Below are 24,697 nucleotides of genomic sequence, written 5' to 3'. Positions count from 1 at the left end.
CCTTGAGGAAAGGGCATTTCAAAAGGTCAGGGTCCAGCGCGAATTCCGTCGAGGGGAGCCGTCGGGTGTGTACGGCTCCTTTGCGCTATGAAGTCGGTCAACTGGTCAGCGCCCATCGGTGGGCTGAGGAAATAGCCTTGCAAACGGTCGCAGCCCTCCCTCTGGAGCCAGGTAGCTTGTTGCGCTGTCTCCACGCCCTCGGCCGTGACACGCATATCGAGGCCGTGCGCCAAGGCGATGACGGAGCGGATAATGGTTTGGCTTTTGCTATCCCTCAGAAGATCCTTTATAAAATACTTGTCGATCTTGATGTTATCGAACGGAAAATTCTTGAGGTAGCTCAAGGAAGAATATTCGGTCCCAAAATCATCGAGTGAAATCTGGATGCCGAGCACGTTGAGTGTGTTCAACGTGTCAAGATTGTTAATGGTGCGTTCCAGCAAGACACTTTCGGTGATCTCAAGTTCCAGACGTTCGGAGGGGAACCCGACAACATCGAGCGTTTGCGCGACGCGGTCGGTAAAGCCCGGCGTTAGAAATTCGGCTGGCGACAGATTGACGGCTACGGTGTAGTGCACCGGCCATGTAAGAGCTTCTCGGCACGCTTCTTCAAGTATCCATTGGCCGATCTCGCTCATCAAACCATCGGCCTCTGCCATTGAGATAAAGGCTATTGGCGGGATGATGCCCAAACTGGGATGTCGCCAGCGCAATAATGCCTCGAAGCCGACGACCGTAAACGGCGGCTCCACCAACGGCTGATACTCGAGGAAGAATTCATCACGCTGGAGCGCTACGCGCAAACTGCGCCGCAGCATCTCCCTTTGCTCCAGCACCAAGAGCATGCCGGGGTCGAATGTTCGCGCCCGTCGACGCCCCTCTTTTTTGGCGGCGTAGAGAGCCACGTCAGCAGCTTTCATCAACTGCTCTCCCTCGTTGCCGTCACGAGGTGCAATCGCGATGCCGATACTTGCGCCGACGAACAGCGAGATTCCGTCAACGGTGAACGGCTTCTTGAATTCGGCAACTAATGCCTCTGCCAGTCTTTCGGCCTCTGCCGGTTGCTGCGCGGCGACCTGGATGACGGCGAACTCATCGCCTGCTAGGCGGTACGCGACTTCACAGTGATCAAGGGTCCGGCTTATCCTTTCGGCAGCAAGCCGAAGCACGATATCACCGGCACCATGCCCCATCGTATCGTTGACGGGTTTGAAATCGTCCAGATCGATCTGCATCAGCGCGAGACCTGTTTCGCCACTAGTCGGCAGAAGTCTGTCCAACTCCTGGCTGAATTGGCGGCGATTGGGTAATCCAGTTAAAACGTCATGCGTTGCCTGATGCAGAAGCCGCGCCCGCTCCTGGTCTTCCGACAATGTCGCTCTGTTGGCGCCACTGCTGTCGATTTCGATAATGGCAAGACCATCGCGAGTATGGAATAGCAGCAAATCTTGGCCTGTGGACACCGAGGGGTTGAGCCGAATACGTCGCGAGTGCCCAGTATCGATCACAAGCTGGACCAAGTCCGCGAACACGGGATTTGCCAAAGAGGGATAGACCTCCCACAACGTCATGGCGGGCGGGGAAGCATGATCTGCCCGCTCCTTGAACTCCTCCGAGCAGTCTATAAGCTTGAAATCGAGGCCCCAGAGCGAGAACAGCGCCTCAGGGTGATTACCAAATTCAGATTTTTGTGGAACCAGCAACGGCCAATTCGCACGGTTTTCGGGCATGGGGCTATTCTCCTCCCAAACCGGCCGACACCCCCCGTGTGGCCGTCATCCAACCTCAGCAGCCTATGTCGTATCAGAGTCAACGCGTCTCAATTGCAGTCACCGCGAGCGCACCATCACAAGGCATTACTGTACAGGTGAGTGGCCACCAATTGGCACTCAATATATTACAGGATGTTTGATTAGAAAATAGCCAATAAATGCGGCAACATATACTGCTCAAAGGCTGTTGTTTCGAAAGGCGGATTGAGCAGAATCATTGAAGTCACCTTCAATGATTAAGCGCGATCTTTCAGGACCCGTTGGAGAGGAGCCCCCTAGTCTATAAAGTCTATAGTCTATAACGGCGCGCGGACGGCAGCTCGCTACTGCTCTGCCTCCGCCAGGAAAGGGGAGTGCTTTGTTCGATAGGAAGTCAATGTGCGGATCTCACCGGATTACAGCGGAGCCACATGAGGCGCGGCACTTGGCTTGCTACGCTTGGTTTGCCGTGATGTCTTCAAAGACCGGTAGGAAATTGCCTGGACAATAGCCGGCAGCGGGTTGATACTTGATATCTCGTCGGCTGTTAGCCGGAGCCGAAATGCCGTTGACGCGGTGAGCGTATTTGAGGGTCGGGCTCTGGAGAGGCCAAATTGTCAGACTTTCGGCGCGAAGAACAAGCTGCAGCCGACGCTGTCAAAGCCAAAGATAGCATGCGAAGCGACGAAATCGCGCCGTTGCACGGTGAACGTCGTCGTTTTCCACGGCAGCCAACAGTAGCCGGAGAAGGGCAACCGGTTTCGTCGGCGCTGAAGCCGATACTGTTTTCCACGCGAGATCTTGCGCCGATAGATCAATTTGCTGCTTGGCAGGCCTATGTGGCCCCCCTGATGGACATTCAGCGTCCGGATGTTTCCTCCCAGGATACGGAGTTCGTTGCCGATCACGCAGCGTGGAATCTCGGCGGAATGCTGGTCGTCCAACAAAATGCACCTCCCCACAGCTACATGCGCTCGCAGGCGAAGGTGAGATCGGATCTCATCGACCATTGGCATGTCTCGATATTGCGCAACGGTCATATGTGGACGGAAGTCGATGGGCATGTCTCGGAGGGCGAGCCGGGAAATGTGGAGTTGCGGTCTCTGGGGCACCCTTTTCGGGGCCGATCAACCCAGTCGCGAAGCCTGTCGCTTTATTTGCCTCGCGAACTATTTTTTGACATTCCCGGTGCCACGGAGATCAAGAACAACACCGCATTGTCCGGCACCTACACCCAATTGCTGATAGAATATCTGGACAGTCTCGAGGAAAACCTTTCACGCTTTGCCGCAAAGGATCTTCCCCACGTGGTCCAGACGACGCGCGATATGATTTTGACCTGCGTTTCGTCGTCGGCCGTTGATTCGACTGTCTCGGAGCAGCACAGCAACTGGGCGTTGATGGAACGCATGCGGCGTCTCGTGCAGCGCAATTTGATGTCGCCCGATCTCACGACGGAGTGGTTATGTCGGGAACTCGGCGTTTCGCGCACCCGCCTCTACCAACTGCTCGAGCCGGATGGCGGAATTCATCACTACATTCAGCGGCGCCGTCTTCTGTCTGCCCATGCGGCCCTCAGCGACATCACCAATCGGCAGCAAATCGGCGACATTGCCTTTGCCGTCGGGTTTTCGTCAGCCGCCCACTTCAGCCGGGCCTTCAGCAAAGAATTTGGCTACAGTCCTCGTGAGGCACGGAACCTGACTGTTCCGCCTTATCTTGGGCATGTAGCTGCGCCGACGTCTGAGATCGAAGATGATCACTCCTTCGACAAGTGGCTAAGAATGCTCGGCCATAGCCGCTAACCCGGGTTAGTCGACATCGGGCGGACTCTGGCATCGACAATGTTACGGTTCAAGCCGCGCCACGCATGCGTTCAGCTGCCTGATCGGTGGGTTAATTTCCTCCTTACAAAGCGCCCGAGCACAGTCGGCAACATTCGTTGTCGATTGCCGCTGCAGCGATTTTGATCCGCCAGGACTCCCGCGCCGTCAATGCCATCAGAATAACAGTAGCCTGGCTCCTAGTTCTCAGCACACCCGGCCAACAAAGGAGATCAGCTTTCAGCACGGTATCCGATCAATGATAGATTAACTACGGAATTTTCCCGAGAACTACACAAATCATACGGATAATATTCGGATATCTCCTGTATTTATTTGTTTCAACTATGCCAATTTGAGAAAAATAATATGGACGAAATGTAAAGTTTTTGAATTCCCGGATAACGACAGTTATAGGAAATATATTTAAGTTATAATTAGCGATATAAAAAATTATTAACTATCGCTGACGCCAGAGGGTGAGAAGTTAAAAGTGCTTTCGCCTGAATATGTTGAGCGTAAAACAAAATAGTGGGGAGAGTTTTATGAGCATGACCTTCAGATCTTCACATCTATCTCTGATGCATACCGCAAGACGCGTAATTCTTGTTGCCGGAGGCGCAGGATTTCTCGGATCGCATCTTTGTGAGCGTCTGTTACTTGAAGGTCACGAAGTGATCTGTGTGGACGATTTCTCGACGGGACGGATGGAGAATATGCGGCATCTGCTGCGTTTCGATACTTTCAGTTTTATCCGCCATGATATTATCGAGTCGATCGATCTGCCCGTCGACGAGATTTATAATCTAGCTTGCCCGGCTTCGCCGCAACATTATCAGGCAGACCCGATCCATACGTTGAAAACATGCGTATTCGGATCGTTAAACCTTCTAGAGCTGGCCGTGCACCATCAGGCAAGGATATTCCAGGCTTCCACTTCGGAAATCTATGGAGATCCCCAGGTCCATCCGCAGCCTGAAGGCTATTGGGGCCATGTCAATTCCTTCGGTCCGCGCTCCTGCTATGATGAAGGCAAGCGTTCTGCCGAGACGCTTTTCTACGACTTCCATAAGAAATATGGCGTCGATATCAGGATCGCGCGCATCTTCAATACTTACGGGCCGCGCATGCGTCCTGACGATGGCCGCGTCGTTTCCAATTTCATCGTCCAAGCGCTCAAGGGGCAGGATATCACCATCTACGGCGACGGATCGCAGACGCGCTCCTTCTGTTATGTCGATGATCTGATCGAGGGCTTCATTCGGCTGATGCGCAGCCAGCCGGCAATTCACACGCCGGTCAATCTTGGCAATCCGACCGAGTTTAGTATCCGCAATCTCGCGGAGCAGGTCGTTGCGATGACGGGCTCACCATCGAAAATTGTCTATCAGCCGCTGCCGATCGATGATCCTCGCCAGCGTCGACCCGATATTACGGTTGCAAAACGGGAATTGAGATGGGAGCCGTCTGTCGCATTGACGGACGGTCTGAAGTCGACGGTTTCCTATTTCGAACGTCAACTCGTTCGCCCCAATGGCGAGCTTGTCGAGGTGGCGTGATGTCCATGCGAAACATACTCGTGGTAGGTGGTGCCGGCTTCATCGGCAGCCACACCGCCAAGCTTTTGCGCAAGCAAGGCTATGAGCCGATTGTTTATGACAATCTCTCGACAGGCCATGAAGAGTCGGTACGTTGGGGTCCCCTTGAAAAAGGGGATATTCTCGACACGCAACGACTTGTCGAGGTTCTCGCAAAATACAGCCCGGATGCGGTGATACATTTCGCAGCTTCGGCCTATGTGGGTGAGTCCGTTGAAGATCCGGCGAAATACTACGCCAACAATGTAAACGGCACTCATTCGCTGCTGGAAGCATGCCGCCGGACGGGTACGGACAAGCTGATCTTCTCATCGAGTTGCGCGATCTACGGCATTCCGGATCATCTACCAATCCGCGAGCACCAGATCCCGCAGCCGATAAATCCTTACGGCAGAACAAAGCTGATCGCGGAACATATGCTCGCTGATTATTCGGCGGCCTACGGGCTGCATTATGCGGCACTCCGCTATTTCAACGCGTCAGGCGCCGATCCAGAACAAGAACTCCGCGAGTGGCATGATCCTGAGACACATCTGATCCCTCGCGCGCTGCTTGCAGCAAGCGGCTCCATCGACTTTCTTCAAGTCTACGGCGACGACTACGACACGCCGGACGGCACATGCATCCGCGACTACATCCATGTCATGGATCTTGCGCGCGCTCACATACTAGCCGTTGAATATCTGATGAGAGGTGGCGCCAATCTCGCCGTCAACCTGGGTACTGGCCACGGAACATCCATTAAGGAGATTCTGACCGCGATCAGGCGAATCTCCCGATGCCCTGTGCCAGTCGAAATGCGTGCCCGTCGGGCAGGCGACCCACCGGCTCTCTATGCGGCTTCGGATCTTGCAGCCGAGAAGCTCGGCTTTCAGCCTCTTTATTCAAACATTGAAACGATCATCCGAACCGCCGCTCCATTCTTCGGATTGGAGGTGCACGAATGAGTATGCGCGAGATACAAGCTCAAGCAATGCGAGACGAACCGCTAATGGTGCCAGTCCTGGCCGGTTATCGGCGCGCGGAATATCTTGCCGGCACCGCTTTATGGCTTGCCGCGGTTGTCTACTTCTGGCGCTGGTGGTTTGTCCCCGCGCACCATGTTTATCTTGTCGGATCCATTTTGGTGACCTCGGTGCTGGCCTGGGTCACTATCATTCCGCTCTATTTTATTGCCGCCTTCTATCTTGCGCGGAAACCAAGCGGACGGCTGCGTTTGCCTGCCGGCAGCCGCGTGGCAATGGTGGTGACGAAGGCACCATCGGAGCCCTTCGAAATCGTGGGCCGGACATTATCTGCCATGTTGGCGCAACAGGTGCCGCACGACACCTGGCTTGCCGATGAGGATCCGTCACCCGCGACGCTGGACTGGTGCCGCGAACAAGGCGTCCATGTTTCCACCCGCAAGGGGCGCGAGGATTATCACCGCCAGATATGGCCGCGCCGTACCCGTTGCAAGGAAGGCAATCTCGCCTTCTTTTATGATCAGTATGGCTATGCGCGCTATGATTTCGTCGCCCAGCTTGATGCCGATCATGTGCCGGAGCCTGACTATCTTTATCAGATGCTGCGTCCCTTCGCCGACCCGGGGGTCGGCTATGTCTCCGCGCCTAGCATTTGTGACCATAACGCCCATGAAAGCTGGTCAGCGCGTGGTCGCCTCTATGCCGAAGCCAGCATGCATGGATCGCTGCAGGCAGGTTTCAATGGCGGGCTGGCGCCGCTTTGCATCGGCTCGCACTATGCCGTTCGAACCGCTGCCCTCAAGGATATAGGCGGGCTTGGTCCCGAACTGGCCGAGGATCACTCGACCACGTTGATGATGAACGCACACGGTTGGCGGGGCGTTCATGCGCTCGACGCCATCGCTCATGGAGACGGTCCGCGTACCTTCACGGATCTCATTACACAAGAGTTTCAATGGTCGCGCAGCCTGATGATGATCCTGCTGCAATATTCGCCAAAGCTGGTCAGGCGTCTGCCATTGCGGCTGAAGATGCAGTTCCTGTTCTCTCAGCTTTGGTACTGTCTCTTCTCGCTCTTCATGGCGTTGATGTTTTTCCTGCCCGTGGCCGCGCTTATAAGCGGAAGGATTTTCGTTGATGTGTCCTATCCCGACTTTCTGCTTCATTTCGTGCCACAGTCGGTGCTGCTGATCCTGCTTGCCTATCGGTGGCGCAAAACCGGCACCTTCCGGCCGGTTGATGCCAAGATTCTCAGCTGGGAAATGACATTGTTTCTGTTCGCCCGCTGGCCGTGGGCACTTGCGGGAACTCTGGCAGCGATACGCGACTGGGCAACGGGATCTTTCGTGGATTTTCGGGTCACGCCGAAGGGCACGTCTGATGTCGATCCGCTCCCTTCTAGGGTTCTCGCGCCTTATATCTTGCTGTCGTTGATCTCAGTTCTACCGGTGCTGTTTGTCGCCAATGCTGAAGACACTCGCGGCTTCTACATCTTCGCCACGGTGAACGCAGCCATCTACACGCTGCTCGTCTTGGTTATCGTTCTGCAGCATGCGCGCGAAAACATCGTGTGCATGGCCGGCCGCTTTTATCGTCCGGCACTCGCCGGAAGCCTGCTGACCCTGATCGCCTTGCCGTGTCTTGCCACCATCGAGCGCGGCCGTAGCGGGATCGAGTCGCTGACCTGGGACACGAGCGGCTACACGCTGTTCGAATATCGTTTTTCGGTAGCAGGCGCCGGAATAGGCGGACATGACCTGCACCGGATCATATTCAATCCGCATTGGCGCGTGAGCGACGGCGACACGAATTGATAACAGGGAAGGGCGCCACTGGCGCGAACGCAAATGAAAATAGCTGTTATCGGAACCGGATATGTAGGCTTGGTCAGCGGCACATGCTTTGCCGAATGGGGCAACACTGTCGTCTGTGTGGACAAGAATGCTCGGAAGATCGAGGGCCTTCTGGAGGGCAGAATGCCGATCTACGAGCCCCAGCTCGATGAATTGGTCGAGCGCAACTACGCCTCGGGACGGCTTGATTTCACCTGCAACCTGGCCGAGGCGGTGGACGGAGCCGCGGTTGTCTTCATAGCCGTCGGCACGCCGCCACGCGCCGATCGTGGGGATGCAGACCTTTCCTTTGTCTATCTGGCGGCGCGCGAACTTGCGCCGCTGATCGCGGACAATACCGTCGTGGTGGTCAAATCGACCGTGCCCGTCGGCACGGGAGACGTGGTGCAGAAGATTATCGGTTCTGTCCGCAAAGCCGGCACGTTTTCTGTTGCATCCAATCCGGAATTCCTGCGCGAAGGTGTGGCGGTCAGCGACTTTCTTGCGCCGGACCGCGTTGTGATCGGCGTCGAGGACGAGCGCGCGTCCAAACGTCTTGTGGAACTCTACGACGACCCGATCGCGCTGCAAAACACGCCAGTTCTCATTACGAGGCGACGCACTGCGGAATTGATCAAATATGCCTCAAACGCGTTTCTGGCGACTAAAATAACCTTCATCAATGAGCTGGCCGATCTTTGCGAACAGGTGGGCAGCGACGTAAACGAGCTGGCACTTGGCATCGGGCTCGACAAGCGCATCGGAACAAGTTTTCTCACCGCTGGGCCTGGCTATGGTGGCTCCTGTTTTCCAAAGGACACGCTGGCACTTCTGCGGACAGCGCAGGATCATGGCGTAGCGCTTCGTATTGTGGAGGAAACCGTCACCGCCAATGAGGCGCGTAAGCGACGCATGGCGCTGAAAGTGATGGAAGCGCTTGGCAACGACATAGACGGCCTGACCATCGCGATCTTCGGTCTCACCTTCAAACCCGATACCGATGATATGCGCGATGCACCCTCGGTGCCGCTTATCGAAGCGCTGCAGCGCTTCGGTGGTCGCATCCGCGCCTATGATCCTGTTGGCATCGAGAATGCCGCAAAAATCCTCGAAGATGTCGACTTCTGTGATGACCCTTATGAATGCGCAAGGGGCGCCGACGCCGTCGTCGTCATCACGGAATGGGAAACCATCAAGACGATCGACCTGGTTCAGCTCAAACAGCGCATGCGCCAGCCGATTCTCATCGATCTTAGAAACGCATTCAACCCCGATATGGCCGAACGGCTTGGGTTCCGCGTTTCGACCATCGGCCGGCCGGCCAGCGCAGAGAGCGACATTCAGAACACCGCGAGGCGGAGGAACAGTACCCTACGGGCGGTAAACACAACAACGGCAAAAGCTGCCTCGGTTGCTGTGCGGGAGGAACAAAAATGAAGCCATCGAACAACAAAGCCATCCAACTTGCTTGTGCGACTGGGCTGGCAATCGCCATCGCATTCGGGCTGGCCGGGTCAGGCAACGCCGCCGCTACCAAGGTCGACGTCAAGCTGCCTACAGGCGCCCGGCCCATGACGGCGAGCGAGCTCTATGTGCTTTATCGTGACAAGAGCTGGCAGTGGTCCGATGGCGCGGGACGAATGCAGGACGCAGATCGCCGATTTTCCGCCTGGGTCGATGGAGCGGGAGGTCAGTCCTGGGCCGAGGGCCGTTGGACAGTAACTGATACGGGTCGCCTGTGTTTGGTGGCGGCCTGGCATGCGACAAACGGCAAGTTTCCGGCAAAAACCTGCTTTGTCCATCAAATTAGCAACGGAACCATCTACCAAAGGCATGAGCCGGATGGGGCTTGGTTCGTATTTCGTCATGCCGTCGCCCAAAAAGCCGATGAGGCGGAGAAGCTGGTCGCCGATGACCTGGTCTCGCCACGACTAGACGTCGTGAAAGCCACCTTGAGCGCGGGCAAAACCGAGCAGAAGAAGGAAACACTCCAATGAAAACCATATCCAAACTGACGGCAGCTATGCTTTGCACTGCCGCTATTTGCGGAGCAGCTTACACAGCCAGTGATGTTCTTGAGGCGAAGGCCGAGAACCAAAGCTTGTTTCATGACAAGAGGCCGATCGTCACCCCGCAATCGCTTGCTTCGGGCGCCTATGATCCAAATGGGGATTTTGCCAGCGACCATAATCCCAAGATCGAGCATCTCTTCCTTGCGTGGGAAGATGTCGATCTCGCAACTCTCAGCACGGCGGATGCCTATGCGCGCACCCGCGGGCGGTCGTTGCTGATTACGATTGAGCCCTGGTCCTGGGCGCGCGACTGGCGCGTTGCGCCCGAGGATCTTCTGAACGGGATTCTAGCCGGTCGCTACGATGCCAACATGGCAGCGGTGTGTTCGGCGGCAGCTAAGCTCCAGAGCCCGGTTACCATTCGCTGGGCTCAGGAAATGGATGAAAAGAACGGGCAATTCACTTGGGCCTACTGGAAACCAGAAGGCTATGTGAAGGCCTATCGACATGCCATCACGGTATGCCGCCAAAGTCTTCCATCTGCGAAATATATGTGGTCCCCAATGGGAAAGGAGGGACTTGAAGCCTACTATCCCGGCGATCGATATGTTGATGTCGTCGGTCTTTCGGTCTTCGGCTACCAGCCATTCGATCAGAAGAAACTTGGACGGGACTCAACTTTCGTGGAGGCCACCAAGCCGGGCTACGATCGCGTTAAGGCCTTTGGAAAGCCGATCGTCATCGCCGAACTCGGCTATCAGGGGAATGACGCTTACAATCGCGCCTGGGCCGAAGAGGCCGCCAAGCCGCATGCCGAATTCCCGGACATGACAGCAGTGGTGTATTTCAACGACCGTGAAGTCTATCCGTGGCCGGATGGCTTGGGTCGGCCGGATTGGCGTGTCGTTGCCAGCCCTCTCGTGAACTGATCACCGCAGTAAACAACTGAAGTGGAAACAAAAATGTCTTCGTTCCGTTTCGTTATCTTGAATGCTGCGCTTGCGACATTGCTGTTATTCGGGACAGCCAGTGCGGCAACACAACAACAGGCCGATCGGGTGATCGCCCGCGCGGCCAGTAAGGCAATGCCAATGAACGCCGTCGAGTTGCATAGACTTTATGTAGGGCGTTCGTGGATATGGAAAAATGGTGCGGGTTTTTTCTCGAAAAACCGGAATCATTTCATCGCATGGTCGCATACAGGTGCCCAAAAGTCTTACGCAAAGGGCAGCTGGTATACGTCCAACAGGGGCAAACTCTGCATGAATGCCCTTTGGCATAGCAAGAAATTTGCCAAACAGAATGTCTCTTGCTTTATGCATCGTGAGAAAGCAGGGGTCATCTATCAGAAACGGGCATCGGGCGGAAAATGGTATGTGTTCCGGCACAATCCGCTCAAGCATGATGATGAGGTCCGCAAACTGCGGCGGGGTGACTATGTCAGCAAACACCTGCCCGGTTGAAAATCGGACGCTGGAATAGGGGCTATAGCGAAGTGCGGAAGCGAATTGTCTATCATCAATTCGTGCAACCGCTGTCTAAGGTAGCAGCCCCTATTTCCGTCTCTTGAATGATCCGCAAGAGCCTATATTTGCATCAAAATGTACTGCGCGCACGACAGTGCGATGTTCTTCCAAATCCGCTTGGTGTGCAAATATAGGGCGCACCCTTGAAATACTCCTCTGCGGAAACATTGACTTTCGCTGCACGCGGGTTCCCGTTGTAGAAGAACGTGTGATTTCTCTCATATTTTTTCATATATAATTCTATGGTTTTCTTTTCCGGTCGCTTCAAATCAGCTGCATTTACGCTGCTAAGTAGAGTTGTGGAAATTGCCAGTGCTCCCAAAGCAGATATCGCCAATTTTAATAGGCGATGATTAGGGCACTCACTATATATGTCTCGATTCAACTTCATCAGTTACTTCCTGTGATTGTTGCTCTGCATCATTTATGGCGAAAATTGTTTAATTTTTCGTCATAAGCTGCTTGATAATATTAAGGATTTCTGCTTAATTATTTGTTGCAATTTCAGGCCAAGGTCTGCAACAATGCCATCCTTAAGGGCGTTCATTTTGCGTAACTTGCGATCGCTGCCCAGAACCTTCGGTCGGGCGCATTTTGCTTTCGCGAACTTGTCTGCCGATGCGTTGCCCTCAGGCAGAGCGCACTTCCCAAGATACAACACGGTAGCTTTCCGCGTGTTTCCCTGCCCCTTTCTAAGGGGGCCATGCAATCAGATTCAGGCCATTTTTGGGTGTTCCGATGCCGATTTAGGTATCCGGGAAAGGAACTCTTCTCTACGCCAAGGTTATTTTCCGCCCCAACTGCTTGGTATCGCTCATGTATTGGGTGCTTATTCAGTACTTGGAGAACAGACAGTAATTAAGACTGGACAATTTTCAGCGTATTATTGAAAGGCCGCCACAATGATGTGGAGCAAAGCTGATGTTTCTTCAGAACAGCCAACGTTTGTAGAAAGACGTCGGTGGCCGCGTATATCCCAGGTGCCGCTCTGTAGCGGAAGCCAGGGCCTGCCGCAGCTCATGTCCCTGCCGTTTTCGACTCGAGATCTGGCCTCGGATCAACAATTTCCTGCGTGGCAGGATCGCATGGCGCCGCTGATAGATATGCGCTTGCCACAGAATGCCAAAGTTGATGACTGTTTTCCGGTCAATCAAACCGTCTGGAATCTTGAAGGGGTGCTGCTTATCCAGCAAGCCACACCGGCTTTCAGCTACGAGCGCTCGGCCGAGAAAGTACGCTTTAGCTCCGTAGATCACTGGCAGATCACTTTTCTGCGCACCGGAAGAACATGGACTGGCGTCAATGGACGGGTTGCGGAAAACGAGCCTGGCATGATGGAGATCCGCACACTCGGTTATCCTTTTTACGGACGTACCCTGAGCGCGGAATCGGTCACCCTGATCCTGCCTTATGATCTGTTTGCCGATCGGGGCGGACTGCCGGGCGCCAGCAACAATGTTGTTTTCAGCGGTGCGCGCGTGAAGCTTCTCTCAGATTACGTTGCTTTCCTCGAGGCGAATCTTGATCGTTTAACAAGGGATGATCTGCAGGGTGTGAGGAGCCAACTACGGGAGATGGTGTTCCATAGTGTCGCGCCGCTTATGGATTGCCATATGGTCAATGACCAAACTTCGCAAATCGGACTGATGACTCGAGCCCGGCGCTTTATCCAAAACAATCTAGGTTCAGAGGATCTGACACCTGAAACCTTGAGCCGTGAACTAGCGATTTCGCGCACGCGACTCTATGAGCTGTTCCAAACGTCGGGTGGCGTTTTGAACTATATCCGCAAAAGACGGCTTTTGGCCGCCCGCGCGGCGATTGCCGATCCTGCCGATAACCGAAAAATTATTGATATCGCCAGCAAATTTGGTTTCGATTCTGCGGCTAATTTCAGCCGCGCATTCACTCATGAATTCGGCTATAGCCCCAGCGAAGTGCGCAAGCATATGGGAGAGCTCAGGATCGAACACCCGCCACATACGGAGGAACTGCCGATTTTCGATAGCTGGCTAAGCACACTTGGCCTTTAACGACCGACGGAGACGATCTTCTGCTAATTCAGGTAGTCCATTTCGAATTCACGAATGGGTTCAAGAGGCTATGTTGCAAGAATTGCACGGCGGGTGAGACATATGTGTGGCACCGTAAAGTTAACGGGCTCTGGTCGAAAGTCTCGCCCTCCGCCTTCGCTTATGCGGCCCGCAGGTGTGCGATTTCGTTCCACACTTGCATGGTTGCGGTTCTCAGCTCGCGGTGATGGTCGGATGAGATCTCGTGGCGTAGAATGTGAAAAAGGTTGGTGACGGGGTCATACATGGAAACGAAACGCTGAAGATGTCGTGCTGACTTGAAGCCTTTCATGATCCGCTCTCGCCGTCGTGTCGGTTGATGGGAGTTCTCCGCCCGGTTATTCAGGCCCTTGTGGGATCGATGTTCGACGCCAGGCATGTTTGCCGCGCCATAGGATCGCAGCTTGTCGGTGATCATGACGCGGGGCGAGCGCCCCTGTCCTTTCAGAAGCTTTCGCATCAGGCGTTTGGCGGCCTTTGTATTGCGGCGGCTTTGCACCAGCACGTCGAGAACGAAGCCATCCCGATCGACAGCCCGCCATAGCCGATGTTTCTTGCCGCCAATGGAGATGACGACCTCATCAAGATGCCATTTGTCGCCAAACCAACCGGCGGATCGCCTGCGGATTTCGCCAGCAAAGTACCGCCCGAACTTCTCCGCCTAGAGACGCACGGTCTGATGCGCGACGATGATTCCACGCGCCGCCAGCAGATCCTCGATCATCCGCAGACTGAGCGGAAAACGACGGTACAGCCACATCGCGTGCGCGATCACTTCAGCTGGAAACCGGTGGCGGCGATAAAGGCGATCACGAGCGACTTGGATCATGCTGCAAGATTGCACAGACCGATCGCCGACAGGTTAACTTTACGGTGCCCCGGAGATCCTGACCGAGTTGCAGCGCATGAATGTTCACGGTGTCTTGTCGAAGCCGGTGAGGATCTTCGGGATACTGGCGGCTTTGACGACGGCGGTCAGCCTTGCCACCCACGAAGCGAGGCTGAAGCAGCGGATCAAGTCGCTGGACGACACATTGAAGGCTCGGCGCAGAATAGAAAAGGCCGCCGGAATTTTGTCGGCCAGCCGCAATACTTCGAAGGAAGAAGTCTATAGGCGCCTTCGCGAAAAAGCGATGACGTCAAAGGTGACGATCGCGTCCGTTGCCGATGCGTCAAGAAGCGACGGATCATTCAAAACCGCTCAACATGTCCTTGAGGGATACTGTGTCCTCAAAATTCAAGAACGCGTCATGCGCCCCCTCAGCTTCCAGTCCTGCCCAACCTAGGCAGTCAGCAAATTTGGAACGTCGGTCGGCGGTAGTGAGCGGCACGGCGGCTGAGCCGGTCGCGTGGAGCCGTTCAGTCTTCAGGCTGCGCCCATCGCTGAGATTGACGATGACCTGATGCGGAAGGCGTTCGATCCCCTTCTCTTCCGCCGCGCTATAGGCGTTCATCGATATCTTCGGCATATGGCGGCGAATCTCGGGACGCAAAATTGCGGCGGCGGTGAAGTCTGTCAGTGAAAGCTTACCTTGATAGAGCGCCGTGGCGAGACAATACTGCATCGAAAAGCGCGCCTGCATCTCATCCAGCGGATCGGGATAGGCGAGATTGTCGACCGCGGATCGGCCCACTTTCGTTTGAATGGAAAGCACCTCGTTCAGGGAGAAGCCGTGTTCGATCTGTAGATCGCGGGCCGTATCGATGGCGCGGTGCGTGGAGGCGCAGCAGGGATGGAGCTTCGTCACTAGGCCGTGCGTCTCGATGACGTGGCGGTCACTCGCAGAGAGAGCCTCCCAACCAGCACCTGTTTCTCCGCCAAAAAGATCGAGGAAGCCTTGCGGGCGCTCCAGAATATCCAGACGTCCACTCATCCCGGCTTGCGCAAGGAGCGCTGCTTCGACTGCGTTTCGCGCGGCCATGCCGGCATGAAGTGGTTTGGCCGATGTTCCGAACTGGCCTTTCGGACCGGCGGCAAAGCTTGTGGCAATGCTCATCGCCTGTGCGATCTCCGTTGCATTCAGGTCCAAAAGCACAGCCACGCCGGCAGCCGTTCCAATGCAGCCGACGGTCGATGTGCCATGCCATCCTCTGTTGTAGTGCGACGGATTGACTCCGAAGCCGATAGAGGCCTGCGCTTCAAGGCCCGCGAGATACGCGTGCAGGAATTGTCGCCCCGAGACGGCGGCATCGGCGGTTGCGATCGAGAGCAAGGCTGGAACCAACACCGCAGAGGCATGCGCCCGGGCGGGATGGAAGTTATCGTCGAAATCCAGACAATGAGCAGCCGTCCCATTGATCAGCGCTGCAACCGACGGCGATGCTCGGCCGCCTCGCAGGATTGCCGAGGCGCCGCTCGCGCTGATATCTGCGGAGAAGGCCCTTGCCACGGATTGTGGCGCCGGATCGGCGGCGCCCGCCAGCATGCAGCCGATCGTGTCGATAACGGCCTCCTGCGCGCGCGCCATCGCGACGGGAGAAAAGCTCGTTCTCGAAACGATCTGATCGGCGATTTTTTCCAGGACCGTCGCCATTGACGAATGCCTCCACAAAGTCTTCGTTGATGCGCGCAAGGATGCTGAGCTTCGCGGGGTGGCGCAATCTTATGCGGTTTACGGGTCGATCTATTCAATTTCGGGAGCGGGAATGACGAAGGACAGTGACGTCACGATCAGCGTCAAGCACATCCAGACCTATGACGCGATCGCGGCGACCGGATCGACGATCGCCGCGGCCGGCGAACTCGGCATCTCGCAATCGAATGCCAGCCGACTTCTGCATCAGCTCGAACTTTATCTTGGCGTCCGCCTGTTCGAACGCGACAAGAACCGGCTGGCGCCGACGCGCGAAGGGCTGCAGCTCGGGCCGGAAATACGGGCAATCTCCGATCGCCTGACCGCGCTGAAAGTGCTGGCGGTGGAACTGGAGAATGGCCGCTCCCAGGAAATTCCCCTGCGGCTGGCGTTTCCGGCGAGCCTCTCCGTCACGCTTGTTCCGCGCCTCGTCAAGCGCTTCCTTGCCGAGAATGGACTTGTCCGGATCGAGGTTGCATCAGGCAACTATTTGGCGATCGAGCGTATGGTGGCGGATGGGGAAGCGGATATCGGTTTTACGCGCCTCCCGTCGCCAACGCCGGGGTTACGGCTCGAGCATGAAATGCCGTCGCGCAATATCTGCGTACTGCACCGGGACCACCCGCTGGCCGGACGTGCCATGCTCACGGTTGCCGACCTCAAACCGCATGACCTGATCCTGCTCAATCGAGAGCGCCCGGTACGCCATGAATTGGAGGCGCTCTTCTACAAGCAGGGACTGCGTAAACGTCCTGCCATCGAGGCACATTCGGTCGGGTGCGCCTGCGGGCTCGCCGCCGAAGGCCTGGGGATCGCCATCGTCAGCGAATTGCTGGCGAGCGAATATCGCTCGATGCCGCTTGTCTTTGTGCCGCTGGAACCTTCTCTGCCGGTGACCTATGCCATTGTCAGCTCGGATCGGGCGCCTCTGCCAAAGGCGGCAGCTCCGTTTTTGCGGTATCTGCAGGACTGGGCATAGCGTCCAATTTTGCTTTCAATCCGTGGCGGCGCTGGTTAGCCGCAGGACCACTTGCGCTTATGCTTTTAAGGAGCCTTTCAAATGATCAATTTCCGACAATTGGAGGTGCTGAAGACATTGCTGGCAACCGGATCGACGATCGCGACGGCAAAGAGCATGGGTCTCAGCCAGTCGGGTGTCAGCCGCCTGTTGCAACAACTCGAAACCGATTTGTCGCTGACGCTGTTTGCCCGCGACAAAGGGCGGCTCATTCCAACGCCTGAAGCCGGCATCCTCGCCCGGGACGCAGAGCATATCCTGCTCGGGCTCAACCGGTTTTCAGGTCTGGCCGAGGATCTGCGCAGCGGAGCTGCGGGGCCTGAAGTCGTGCGTATTGGGTTGCCAAGCAGCATGTGGGAGGAGTTCGCGCCGGCCATGCTGGTCGATTATGCCAAGGATTACCCAACGGTCCGCATCGAGACCTTTTTCGAGACGACGACGGCGATCACGCGGCTGGTCGAACAACAGGTGATCGATTTCGGGTTTCTGCGCTACGAAGGAGAGGCTGGGCAGGGCATCGATATGGAGCCAGTGGCAAGCGGGGTAACTGTCTGCGTCATCCCCGAAAGCCATCCGCTGGCAGCGGTTGCCGAGATCACGCCTAGGGATCTGCGCAATATTCCGTTGATCCTCATCGGACGACAAAGGCCAACCCGCATGCTTCTCGACCAGACCTTCAAGCGGGCTGGCGTGAAGCAGAATGTCAAGATTGAGACGCATACCAACAGCTCGGCTTGCGCCTATGTCGCCCACGGCCTGGGTATCGCCATTATCAGCAGTTTCTACGCTAATCTGTATCGGCACCTGCCGGTCGTTCAACGACCCTTCACGCCTGTCTCGAAGCAGGAGTTCGGATTGGCCAAGCCGGCAGGCGCGCCGCCGTCGCTCGCTGCGCAGGCTTTGATGGACGCGCTCAAACGTCAGATCGCTTTGTCGCAGAAAGCATAATAAATACAATTTTTTATTGAAGCTTATGTAGGCCAATTGTGGCGCTCCGTAGCGCGCGGTATTCGCATAGATCTATGACAAAAATGCATAATATTGCGCAAAATTTTCTCATCGCTCATAGTCTGTGAACAACAAGCCGATCAACGGCCCATTCACAATCGCGTTCAGGGGAACCGATGCTCAGATTTATCCTAAACCGCCTCCTCATGGCGTTGCCGACGGTCGTCATCGTGGCGATTACGGTGTTCGCGCTTATTCGGTTCATTCCCGGCGATCCGGCAGCGCTGCTGCTTGGCGATATGGCGCAGCCGGATCAGATTGCCGAGATGCGCGCCGAGCTTGGGCTCGACAAGTCCATGCCCGAACAATTCCTGATCTGGGGCGGCAATGTCCTGACCGGAGACTTCGGTCGCTCGATCGTCAACAATGAGCCGGTCCTGGGGCTCGTCGTCTCCCGGTTTGTCGTCAGTGCGGAGGTCGTACTGACCGCGGTGCTGTTGGCGAGCCTGATCGCGGTTCCGGCTGGCGTCATCGCTGCCTGGCGGCAGAATAGCCTCACGGATCTGGCGCTTGTCGGCACGGCGACGGTGCTCCTGTCGATCCCGACATTCTGGCTCGGCCTGCTGCTGCTCTTGTTCTTTGGCTTGAAGCTGGGTTGGCTGCCTGTCCTTGGCTATGTCTCGATCGGCAGCAATGTCGTTGGTGGACTGCTCTATCTCGTCCTGCCGATCATGACGCTGGTCATCCATGAGATGGGCGTGCTGATCCGCATGGCGCGTGCCTCGACACTCGAAGTCCTTCGGCTCGACTATATCACCCATGCCCGGGCGAAGGGCCTCTCCGAAAGCGCAGTCCTCTGGAAGCATGCTTTCAAGAATGCCTTCGGCCCGACCTGGACGATGATCGGCCTGATCCTCGGCAATCTGCTTGGCGGCATCGCCGTGATCGAGACCGTCTTCACCATTCCGGGCCTCGGCCGGCTCATGGTCGACAGCATTTTCCAGCGTGATTATCCGGTCATCCAGGGCTGCCTGCTGATCGTCGCGCTCTCCTACGTGGTCGTCAACCTCGTCGTCGATCTGCTCTATCCTCTCTTCGATCCGCGTGTGGTGGCCGAATGAAGAAATTTACATTCAATGGCCTGATCGGCGGCGTGCTGATCGCCCTTCTGCTTGTCGTCGCAGCCCTTGGCCTCTTCTGGACGCCGTTCGATCCGATGAAGCTGAGCTTCACGGCGCGTCTTGCTGCCCCGAGTGCTCAGCATTGGCTCGGGACGGACGAATTCGGTCGCGATGTCCTCAGCCGTCTCATGGTCGGCGCGCGCGCCAGCGTCTGGATCGGTACGCTGACAGTATTGCTTGCCGCGATCGCCGGGACTTTGATCGGCCTCGTCAGCGGCTATGCGCGCGGCGCAATCGATGCGGTCATCATGGCGGTCAACAACGCGCTGCTGGCTTTTCCCGGCATCCTTCTCGCCTTGGGGCTTTTGGCCGTCTTCGGCGCCAACCAGTACGGGATCATTTTCGCGCTGGGGATTGCCTATACACCGTCCATGGCACGCGTGGTGCGCGGTGCCGTGCTGTCACTGCGCGAACGAGAGTTCATCGAAGCGTCTAAGGTCATGGGCAACAGCGAGATCTATACGATGCTGCGTCATATCCTGCCCAATTGCCTGGCACCGATCACGGTTTTGTCGAGCTCGATGTTCGGTTGGGCGATCCTGTCCGAAAGCGCGCTCAGCTTCCTCGGTCTCGGCGTTCCGCCGCCGGCGCCCACTTGGGGCAATATGCTCGCCGCCGGCCGGCCGTTCGTCGAGCAGGCCGTCTGGCTCGGTCTCTTTCCAGGCCTATGCATCGCGCTCACGCTTCTCGGCATCAATCTTCTGGGCGACGCGCTCCGCGACAGGCTGGATCCGCGCATGAGAGGCCTGAAATGACCCAACAGAAACTCTTAAGCGTCCGCAACCTCTCGCTCGAGGTTGCCCATCGTGGTGTCGAAGTGGTGAAGAGCGTCTGCTTCGATATCGAGCCCGGCGAGATCTTCGGCATCGTCGGTGAGAGCGGTTCCGGCAAGTCGCTGGCGACGCGTGCGTTGATCTCGCTGCTTCCGCCTCCCATCAAGGTGACGGGCGGCGAGGTGACCTACAAGGGCCGCGACGTCATGTCGATGAGCGAGGCGGATCTGCGCAGGCTGCGCGGCGCCGAAATCGGGCTCGTGTTTCAGGAGCCGATGACCTCGCTCAATCCGTCGATGACGATCGGCCGGCAGTTGGAGGAGGGGCTGACCCTTCACACCAACGCGACGGCTACAGAGCGGCGCGCCCGCATCCTCGTCATGCTGGAGCGGGTCGGTATCCGCGATCCGGGGGCGGCACTTTCCGCCTATCCGCACGAATTTTCCGGTGGCATGCGCCAGCGCATCATGCTCGCCTCCGTCATGCTGTTGAAGCCGGCACTGCTGATTGCCGACGAGCCGACGACGGCGCTCGATGCCGTTGTCCAGCGAGATGTCATGGAGCTGATGGTCGAACTGACCAAGGCCGAAGGCACGGCGGTTCTGCTGATCAGCCACGATCTGCCGATGGTGGCGCGCTATACCAGCCGCATCGTCGTGATGGAAAAGGGCTCGGTTGTGGAACAGGGAACCACGGAGCAGATCCTCGAAACGCCCAGACATCCCTATACACGCAAGCTTTTGTCGTCGCTTCCCGTCCGTGGCAAAGTCCGCAGCAGCGATATGGCCTCTGCGCCGATGGTGTCGGCGCGCAACATCGTGGTCGATTATCCCGGCCGCAAATCGCTTCTCAAGAAGGGAACGCCGAAACGGGCGCTCCACGGTGTCAGCGTCGATATCCATGAGGGCGAAGTGGTCGCCCTGGTCGGCGGCTCCGGTTCGGGAAAGACGACGCTTGGGCGCACCATCGCCGGACTGGTCCATCAGAGCGAAGGTGAAGTGCTCTTTCAGGGACGCGAGCGTTCGGCGGATTGGCGCGACTATCGGCTGAACTGCCAGATGGTGTTCCAGGATCCCTATTCGTCGCTCGATCCGCGCATGACGATCCTGTCGCTGGTCGAGGAAGCCCTGCGGCTTGTGCCCGATATCGATCGGGCCGCCAAGAAGAAGCGGGCCTATGAAACGCTCGAGGAAGTCGGACTTGGAACCGATCATGCCCAGCGCTATCCACACGAACTTTCCGGCGGCCAGCGCCAGCGCGTCGCGATTGCCCGCGCCATCGCCCGGCGGCCGAAATTCCTGATCGCCGACGAACCGGTCTCCGCGCTGGACGTCACGGTCCGCGCCCAGGTTCTCACGCTGTTTTCGGATCTGCAGAGACGCTACGGCTTTTCCTGCCTGTTCATCAGCCACGATCTCGGCGTGGTCGAGCAGGTGGCGGATCGTGTCGTCGTCATGCAGGACGGCCGCATCATCGAACAGGGCGACCGCAACACGATCTTCGACAGGCCGCAGGAGGCGTATACGCGACGTCTCCTCTCGGCCATCCCCGCGCTCGATCTCAACGAGACCGGCGGGGTTAAACTGAAATGGCGACTGGAGGCCTAAAATGAACACGACCACCACTTCGAGCAAGGCGGACGAACGGCTGAATGCGATCTGCGATGCGCAGCCTTTCGTGACGCGCTATTGCATCCGCAATCTCCTGACCGGCGAAACCTTTGGCCGCGGCGCCGAAGAGGAAACGCCATCGGCCTCAACGCGCAAGACATCGATCATGATGGCGGCGTTCAAGGCCGTCGGCGAAGGCCGGCTCGATCTCGACGAGCAGATCGTCTATGAGCCGCGCTTCGCTGAGGAGGTGGCGAGCGGCATATTCCGATATCTGACGCCGGGCATCGTCATATCGCTGCGCGACGCGATCACCGGCATGATGGTGTTGAGCGACAATGTTTGCACCAAGATGGTGTTTGAACGCCTGACGCTGGAAGAGGTCGATCTCTACTGCAAGTCGATCGGCATGACCGGCACGCATCACCGCTTCCTCATCCCACCGCTGGCGCTCTCCCCGGATCACGCGCTTGGCGCGGTCACCACCACGACAGCGGCCGATCAGGTCATGCTTTTGCAAACGATCCTCGATGCGCAAACGTTGCAGGTTGCAGCGGAAAAACTCGGCTGCCCGGCGGATCTCTGCCAGTTTGCGCTGCAGACCCTGAAGAACCAGGTGCTGCGCTACGGCATTCACTCCCGCCTGCCGTTCGAGACGAAGGTGGCGAGCAAGGGTGGGCGCGGCAAGCGTGGGCGCATGGATGCGGGCATCGTCTACCGTGACGGTGCGCCGTTCTACATCATCGCCGCCTATACCGATCAGGTGCCGCAGGCGATGCCGGACGGAACGCCTGGGTACACTCTGTCGCTCGAGACCATCGGCAGGCTTTCGCGCGTCTGCTGGGATGAATTCCAAGCATAGAACAATCAAACATATAAGAGGGGTAGAACGATGAAGACCATTCTGCTTGCGGGCACCATCCTGATGTCGCTCGTCGTAAGCGCGACTGCCCGCGATATCGTCGTGGCACAGAGTTCCGACCTGCGCAGCAACAATCCTGGGGTCAATCGCGACGGCAATACCGACGGCGTCATCCTCCACATCGTCGAGGGTCTCGTCGGTTACGCCAACAATGGCGAGGTCAAGCCGCTTCTGGCCGCCAGCGTCGATATGGCGGCCGATGGCTTGAGCTATACGTTCAAGCTGCGCGGCGGTGTGAAGTTCCACAACGGCAAGCCGTTGACGGCAGACGATGTGGTCTGGAACTGGAACCGTTACATGGATCCGAAGACCAAATGGACCTGTATCAAGGATTTCGACGGCAGCGGCGCGGTGCATGTGACCGGCATCAAGGCGACTGATGCTTCGACCGTGACCATGACGCTGGAAAAGCCGTCGGCGGTTTTCCTCGGCCTGATGTCACGCCCTGAATGCGGCTATACCGGCATCATCTCCCCGGATTCCATCGCTGCCAGCGGCACCTTCGACAAGCCGATCGGAACGGGCCCGTTTAAGTGGGACGAATGGAAGAAAGGTGAATATATCCATCTCACCAAGTTCGACGGCTATATCTCGCCCGCCAATGACGGCAAGCCGGACGGCATGGTCGGCTCCAAGCGGCCGCTGGTCGACGGCATCAAATTCATGGTCATTCCCGACGCCTCCACCGTCAAGGCCGGCCTGCAATCGGGCGTGCTCGACACGGCCGAGATTTCTCCCGATCTCATTCCCGAGTTCAAGGAGAGCAAGACGACCCAGGTGATCATTTCGCGGAACAACGGCAAGAATCTCTTCTACTTCCAGACACGCGATCCCATCTTGAGCAAACCTGGCATCCGCCGCGCCATGGCGCAGGCGCTCGATCTCGACCAGCTCGTCGAGGCCGCATCGAACGGCACGGGCGAGGCGAACGGATCGATGGTCTCTTCCGATTCCGTTTACTTCAGCGAAACACAGAAGAAGCGTCTTCCCTATGATCTGGAGGCCGCCAAGAAAGAGCTTGATGCGGCCGGTTACAAGGGCGAACCGATCAGCATCATAGCCAACAAGCGCGGAAACGTGCCGAGCTTTCCGGCCGCCGTTATGGCGCAGGCCATGCTCCAGCAGATCGGTATGAACATCCAGATCGAAGTGCTGGATTACGCTACGCAGGTCGATCGCCGCCGTTCGGGCAAATATCAGATCATTTCGCAATCTGTGGCGCCCCGCCTCGATCCGGCGCTGATGTACAGTTTCTACGTCGGTGACAAGGATCAGAACGCGTCGCTGATGTGGGACAATCCGAAGGCCATCGAACTGATGAAGGCCGCCTATGCGGAAACCGATCCGAAGAAGCGTCAGGCGATCTTCGATCAGTTCCACGAACTGATGTTGCAGGATATGCCCGGTGTCTTCCTCTACGACATGATCGATGTCTGGGGTGCCACGAAGGCGCTGAAAGGTCAGCCCGTCTGGCAGTCCAACGCCCGCCTTTGGGAAGTGTCACTCGATAAATAAGGCGGAAAGGAATGGCGCAGCCAAACATATGTCTTCGGCGGGCATGCTGTCCGCCGAGCCAGATTTTCGGCGCCTGAATTTCATGCTTCCGCGAGGAGGCTACATGCCGAGACCGCTTCATCTTGGCTTGCACGCCTTCGAAGGCCAGTCGCGACGGATGTCGAAGATGTCAGTCGGGTGACGCCGACGGCGCGATGCTGGGCGCCGGCCTAGGCAATCGGTACCAATCCACATACGTGGCAAATCGTCGCCCGAGGACGTAGCTCCGGCGCGCGCAAGACCATGGTTCATGCTGCCAAGGCATTGGCGGAACAGGCCTCTATCTCGTCATAAGTTTACAACGCTCTTGTTTGTTCTAGCTTGCGTAAGCAAGCCCGATGCGATCGGTATCGAGATCATTACATTGTGTGAGCTGCGTATTCAGCCAATTAAATGGGGCCATACCGTCCTGTGGTACTTCTCCGCGAAGTTCAACATACAATGGTTCGTATCTCATCGAGAGCTCCACCTGCTTTTATAGTCACGCAGGCATGGCGCGGATAGAGTCAAGGCTTCGGATGCAAGGGTAGGGGATGTCG

At 56.9% G+C, this 24,697-nt stretch carries 20 protein-coding genes and 2 pseudogenes; 18 read left to right on the top strand and 4 right to left on the bottom strand.

The window, feature by feature from the left end; genetic code table 11:
- Nucleotides 1-26: 26 nt before the first annotated feature.
- Entirely contained in the window at nt 27-1,730 is a 1,704-nt protein-coding gene (locus AC1RO0_RS30515) for a putative bifunctional diguanylate cyclase/phosphodiesterase (RefSeq protein WP_498596264.1), read from the bottom strand.
- Between the two features lie 695 nt (nt 1,731-2,425).
- On the opposite strand from AC1RO0_RS30515, the gene AC1RO0_RS30510 reads away from it, so the two are divergent.
- From AC1RO0_RS30510 to AC1RO0_RS30475, 8 genes are all read left to right on the top strand, one after another.
- Complete coding sequence (locus tag AC1RO0_RS30510; RefSeq protein ID WP_498596291.1) at nt 2,426-3,556, top strand: helix-turn-helix domain-containing protein; 1,131 nt, start codon at nt 2,426-2,428, stop codon at nt 3,554-3,556.
- Nucleotides 3,557-4,119: 563 nt separating this feature from the next.
- A complete protein-coding gene (locus tag AC1RO0_RS30505; protein WP_498596290.1) occupies nt 4,120-5,133 on the top strand; it encodes a UDP-glucuronic acid decarboxylase family protein in 1,014 nt (337 codons plus the stop codon).
- Entirely contained in the window at nt 5,133-6,119 is a 987-nt protein-coding gene (gene galE / locus AC1RO0_RS30500; protein WP_498596263.1) for a UDP-glucose 4-epimerase GalE, read from the top strand. The genes AC1RO0_RS30505 and galE overlap by 1 nt, the downstream gene beginning before the upstream one ends.
- Entirely contained in the window at nt 6,116-7,951 is a 1,836-nt protein-coding gene (locus tag AC1RO0_RS30495) for a glycosyltransferase family 2 protein (RefSeq protein ID WP_498596262.1), read from the top strand. The genes galE and AC1RO0_RS30495 overlap by 4 nt, the downstream gene beginning before the upstream one ends.
- Before the next feature lie 33 nt (nt 7,952-7,984).
- A complete protein-coding gene (locus tag AC1RO0_RS30490; protein WP_498596261.1) occupies nt 7,985-9,406 on the top strand; it encodes a UDP-glucose dehydrogenase family protein in 1,422 nt (473 codons plus the stop codon).
- Entirely contained in the window at nt 9,403-9,966 is a 564-nt protein-coding gene (locus AC1RO0_RS30485) for a DUF995 domain-containing protein (protein ID WP_498596260.1), read from the top strand. The genes AC1RO0_RS30490 and AC1RO0_RS30485 overlap by 4 nt, the downstream gene beginning before the upstream one ends.
- The gene (locus tag AC1RO0_RS30480; protein ID WP_498596259.1) at nt 9,963-10,910 is read left to right on the top strand and encodes a glycoside hydrolase family 26 protein; all 948 of its coding nucleotides are present in this window, start codon (nt 9,963-9,965) and stop codon (nt 10,908-10,910) included. Before AC1RO0_RS30485 ends, AC1RO0_RS30480 begins: the two co-directional genes overlap by 4 nt.
- A 33-nt stretch (nt 10,911-10,943) precedes the next feature.
- Nucleotides 10,944-11,444, top strand: coding sequence for a DUF995 domain-containing protein (locus AC1RO0_RS30475; protein WP_498596258.1), 501 nt, complete (start codon nt 10,944-10,946; stop codon nt 11,442-11,444).
- A 133-nt stretch (nt 11,445-11,577) separates the two neighbouring features.
- Here the strand turns inward: AC1RO0_RS30475 and AC1RO0_RS30470 are convergent, their stop codons facing one another.
- Nucleotides 11,578-11,898, bottom strand: coding sequence for a hypothetical protein (locus AC1RO0_RS30470; protein WP_498596257.1), 321 nt, complete (start codon nt 11,896-11,898; stop codon nt 11,578-11,580).
- A gap of 511 nt (nt 11,899-12,409) precedes the next feature.
- On the opposite strand from AC1RO0_RS30470, the gene AC1RO0_RS30465 reads away from it, so the two are divergent.
- On the top strand, nt 12,410-13,540 hold the full coding sequence (locus AC1RO0_RS30465) for a helix-turn-helix domain-containing protein (RefSeq protein WP_498596256.1): 1,131 nt from the start codon (nt 12,410-12,412) through the stop codon (nt 13,538-13,540).
- 160 nt (nt 13,541-13,700) lie between these two features.
- Here AC1RO0_RS30465 and AC1RO0_RS30460 read toward each other — a convergent pair.
- A pseudogene (locus AC1RO0_RS30460) lies at nt 13,701-14,408 on the bottom strand (IS6 family transposase).
- A gap of 76 nt (nt 14,409-14,484) precedes the next feature.
- Between AC1RO0_RS30460 and AC1RO0_RS30455 the strand changes: the two are divergent.
- On the top strand, nt 14,485-14,865 hold the full coding sequence (locus AC1RO0_RS30455) for an ANTAR domain-containing response regulator (protein ID WP_498596289.1): 381 nt from the start codon (nt 14,485-14,487) through the stop codon (nt 14,863-14,865).
- On the opposite strand, the gene AC1RO0_RS30450 is transcribed toward AC1RO0_RS30455, so the two are convergent.
- Nucleotides 14,767-16,113, bottom strand: coding sequence for an MmgE/PrpD family protein (locus AC1RO0_RS30450; protein WP_498596255.1), 1,347 nt, complete (start codon nt 16,111-16,113; stop codon nt 14,767-14,769). The genes AC1RO0_RS30455 and AC1RO0_RS30450 overlap by 99 nt on opposite strands.
- A gap of 112 nt (nt 16,114-16,225) precedes the next feature.
- Between AC1RO0_RS30450 and AC1RO0_RS30445 the strand changes: the two genes are divergently transcribed.
- The 8 genes and pseudogenes from AC1RO0_RS30445 to AC1RO0_RS30410 form a co-directional block, all read left to right on the top strand.
- The gene (locus tag AC1RO0_RS30445) at nt 16,226-17,131 is read left to right on the top strand and encodes a LysR family transcriptional regulator (protein WP_498596254.1); all 906 of its coding nucleotides are present in this window, start codon (nt 16,226-16,228) and stop codon (nt 17,129-17,131) included.
- An 84-nt stretch (nt 17,132-17,215) separates the two neighbouring features.
- Nucleotides 17,216-18,118 (top strand): LysR family transcriptional regulator, encoded by a 903-nt coding sequence (locus AC1RO0_RS30440; protein ID WP_498596288.1) that lies wholly within the window; start codon nt 17,216-17,218, stop codon nt 18,116-18,118.
- Nucleotides 18,119-18,294: 176 nt separating this feature from the next.
- A complete protein-coding gene (locus AC1RO0_RS30435) occupies nt 18,295-19,239 on the top strand; it encodes an ABC transporter permease (protein WP_498596253.1) in 945 nt (314 codons plus the stop codon).
- Nucleotides 19,236-20,054 carry an ABC transporter permease gene (locus tag AC1RO0_RS30430; RefSeq protein ID WP_498596252.1) on the top strand — a complete coding sequence of 273 codons (819 nt, stop codon included), beginning with the start codon at nt 19,236-19,238 and terminating at the stop codon, nt 20,052-20,054. The genes AC1RO0_RS30435 and AC1RO0_RS30430 overlap by 4 nt, the downstream gene beginning before the upstream one ends.
- On the top strand, nt 20,051-21,679 hold the full coding sequence (locus AC1RO0_RS30425) for an ABC transporter ATP-binding protein (protein ID WP_498596251.1): 1,629 nt from the start codon (nt 20,051-20,053) through the stop codon (nt 21,677-21,679). Before AC1RO0_RS30430 ends, AC1RO0_RS30425 begins: the two co-directional genes overlap by 4 nt.
- 1 nt (nt 21,680) lies before the next feature.
- Nucleotides 21,681-22,544, top strand: a complete 864-nt coding sequence (locus AC1RO0_RS30420; protein ID WP_498596250.1) for a serine hydrolase — start codon at nt 21,681-21,683, stop codon at nt 22,542-22,544.
- 30 nt (nt 22,545-22,574) lie between these two features.
- Entirely contained in the window at nt 22,575-24,119 is a 1,545-nt protein-coding gene (locus AC1RO0_RS30415) for an ABC transporter substrate-binding protein (protein WP_498596249.1), read from the top strand.
- A gap of 112 nt (nt 24,120-24,231) precedes the next feature.
- Nucleotides 24,232-24,428: pseudogene (locus tag AC1RO0_RS30410) on the top strand (amidohydrolase); the annotation flags it as partial.
- Nucleotides 24,429-24,697 lie beyond the last annotated feature (269 nt).

It is taken from the genome of Rhizobium sp. GW821-FHT14E12 (genome assembly GCF_058803745.1).
Note: the sequence above shows the minus strand (reverse complement) of the source record. Positions and strands in the feature narration are given on the sequence as shown.